General features: G+C 55.2%; 2 protein-coding genes and 1 tRNA gene. 2 read left to right on the plus strand and 1 reads right to left on the minus strand.

What is annotated here, in order from left to right:
- Positions 1–290: 290 nt before the first annotated feature.
- Entirely contained in the window at positions 291–1,439 is a 1,149-nt protein-coding gene (locus T370_RS0121590) for an ATP-grasp domain-containing protein (RefSeq protein ID WP_029436976.1), read from the plus strand.
- A gap of 271 nt (positions 1,440–1,710) precedes the next feature.
- Complete coding sequence (locus tag T370_RS0121595; protein ID WP_005027955.1) at positions 1,711–1,983, plus strand: RNA-binding regulator; 273 nt, start codon at positions 1,711–1,713, stop codon at positions 1,981–1,983.
- A gap of 365 nt (positions 1,984–2,348) precedes the next feature.
- Here the strand turns inward: T370_RS0121595 and T370_RS0121600 are convergent.
- Positions 2,349–2,424: transfer RNA gene (locus T370_RS0121600), tRNA-Glu, on the minus strand.
- Between the last annotated feature and the right edge of the window lie 265 nt (positions 2,425–2,689).

Genomic DNA, 2,689 nt, shown 5'->3' on the forward strand with positions numbered 1-2,689 from the left:
CCTTCCCCCTCCCCAAACCCCACCCCCATCCCCATAAAACTTTCGTCTTTATCGAATCCCTGTTGGGAGGTTTTCCTCTTCTTTGTCTTTTCTTTTTGAAGAAAAAAGAGGGTGCCTTGGACTGTTGCCTCAAGGTAAGGCTGAGGGGAGGGATTCGATAAGGATGAAAGTCTTTGGAGAAAGGGGGATGGGGTTTGGGGAAGGGGGGAAGAACCTTTCTCCAGAAAGGTTCTTCCCCCCTTCCCCAATCTTCCCTAACCCCATGATCACACTTACCACCGGAGGTTTCCATGATCCTGCTCGACAGGCCGTATGTCTCGAAGCACTTTCTCAATTATCTTGAACGAAGCGGGCAGCCCGTACTGGAAACCCCGTTTACGGCGGGACTGGCCCGCGACTACGGCCTGAACCTTGTGGACGACGCTGAGGCTGAGAAGCGCTGCCGGAACGGGGAGCGTTTGTATACGTCTTCCGAGAACGCGCTGGAATGGATTCATGCGCATCTGGGCGACATGCCTGTGGCCCGCCATATCGACGCCATGAAGGACAAGGCCGCGCTGCGCCGCCTGCTGGCCGGAATGTACCCGGATTTCTTCTTCCGCGAGATCCCGGTGGGCGAACTCGGGAAGACCGACGTGAGTGGCTGGAAAAAGCCTTTCATCCTCAAGCCGTCCGTGGGATTTTTCAGCCTCGGCGTGTACACGATCACGTCCGATGAGGATTGGACGGCGGCGGTGGCTGACATTGAACGCAACCTGCGCGAGAGCCGGGACCGCTTCCCCGAAAGCGTGGTCGACCAGTCGTCGTTCCTGGTGGAGGAATACATCATCGGGGAAGAGTTCGCCGTGGACGTGTATTTCGACGGCGAGGGCGAACCGGTCATCCTGAATATTTTCACACACCGTTTCGCGTCGTTGAGCGACGTGAGCGACCGGCTGTATTATACGGGTAAGGACGTTATCGAAGCGAACAAGGCGCGTTTTGAGGCGTTTTTCAGGAAGGTCAACGCGCTGATGGGCATCCGGGACTTTCCCGCCCACGTCGAATTGCGGGTCGAGGGCGATCGGATTTTGCCCATCGAGTTCAATGCGATGCGTTTCGCGGGCCTGTGTACGACCGATATGGCCTACTTCGCCTTTGGGATCAATACGGTGGACTGCTACCTGAATGACCGGAAGCCGGATTTCGACGCCATCCTGCGGGGCAGGGGAGGAAAGATCTACAGTATGGTCATTCTGGACAAGCCGAAATCCCTGCCGCCGTCTTCGGCCTTCGATTACGATCGGCTGGCCGCACACTTTGCGAAGGTGCTCGAACTGCGCAAGGTGGATGTGCCCGAACTGCCCGTTTTCGGATTCGCCTTCACGGAGAGCGACGCGGAACGGACTGAGGAACTGGATACCATCCTGCAATCGGATCTCACGGAATTTCTGCGGTAGTGGGGCGGGAACCTCAGAAGGGGTCGGATCCGGTTATGCGGGCGGTTGAAACGCCGTTCGCGCATGGAGGTCATGGGGGCAGGCAATAGGGCGGTTTTGTTCGAGTCTTGCGGAAGTGGGACGTTATTTTTTCCTAACTTTTTTAAAAATAAGAAAAAAAGCTTGACTTCCTCAGGAAACAGGGCATTGTGTTTTCACGCCGTGCAGAGGACTGATGGAGTCCATGCGCAGGCATCATGTCTTTCTTTTTTTACACAAGGTCTCTTTTTTTATGACTAAGTCTCTTTATGTCGGCAATCTCCCCTGGTCCGCTACCGAAGATGATGTTCGCGATCTTTTTGCCCCTTACGGCGAAGTGACTTCCGTGAAGCTCGTTTCTGATCGTGAAACCGGCCGCGCCCGCGGTTTTGGTTTTGTGGAGATGGCTAGCGAAGGCGTTCAGGCCGCTGTCGAAGCGCTGGACAACTTCAGCTTCAGCGGTCGTAATCTCAAGGTGAACGAAGCCCGCCCGCGCGAAGCTCGTCCCTCCTACTCCCGCTATTAATCGACGTTCATAATAAAGGCCCCGCATCCGAAAGGTTGCGGGGCCTTTTTTATTTGGGCGTTAGAGCCGTTCCACGTCGCAACGAGTCTTTTCCAAAGGCAATTGCCGGAAAAGACAGCGGACCGGGGATTCGGAAGTATAAATATTCTCTGGGGGAGGGATGGGCGCGAGCCTCACAGGTTTGGCGAGGGAAGGATTTTTTCAGAGAAGTTCCTCTTTCCAGAATCCTCTCCTCTTTCAAATCTCACCTGTTCCCGCCGCCGGGTGGCACCGGAAACACAACCTCCCGTTCTCCTGGGGCCTTTCGCTGTATGTCAGGACGCAAAAAAGGCCACATCATTGCGATGTGGCCTTCTTGCATTCGCTGGCGTCACCAAGGGGATTTGAACCCCTCTTAGCGACGTGAGAGGCCGCCGTCCTAACCGGATAGACGATGGTGACATTGAATCCGGTTCTGTCTCTATGCAGATTCGCTCCTTCTGTCAAGCCGTCAAAACGAACCCGTGCCAAAAAGAACGGATTTTTCGAAATTGCCGACAGGATAAACAGGGAATGCGGCGAACAGGGATTCGATAAAGTCGAAAGTCTTTGAAGGGAGAGAGGAGGGGGTACGGGGGAGGGGAGAGAGAAACTTTCTCCAGAAGGTTTCCCTCTCCCCCGATATTCCTTTCCCCTACTTCGCCTCCTCCACACGCACGGGCGTGAG

Source organism: Bilophila wadsworthia ATCC 49260, from assembly GCF_000701705.1.
GTDB lineage: Bacteria > Desulfobacterota > Desulfovibrionia > Desulfovibrionales > Desulfovibrionaceae > Bilophila > Bilophila wadsworthia.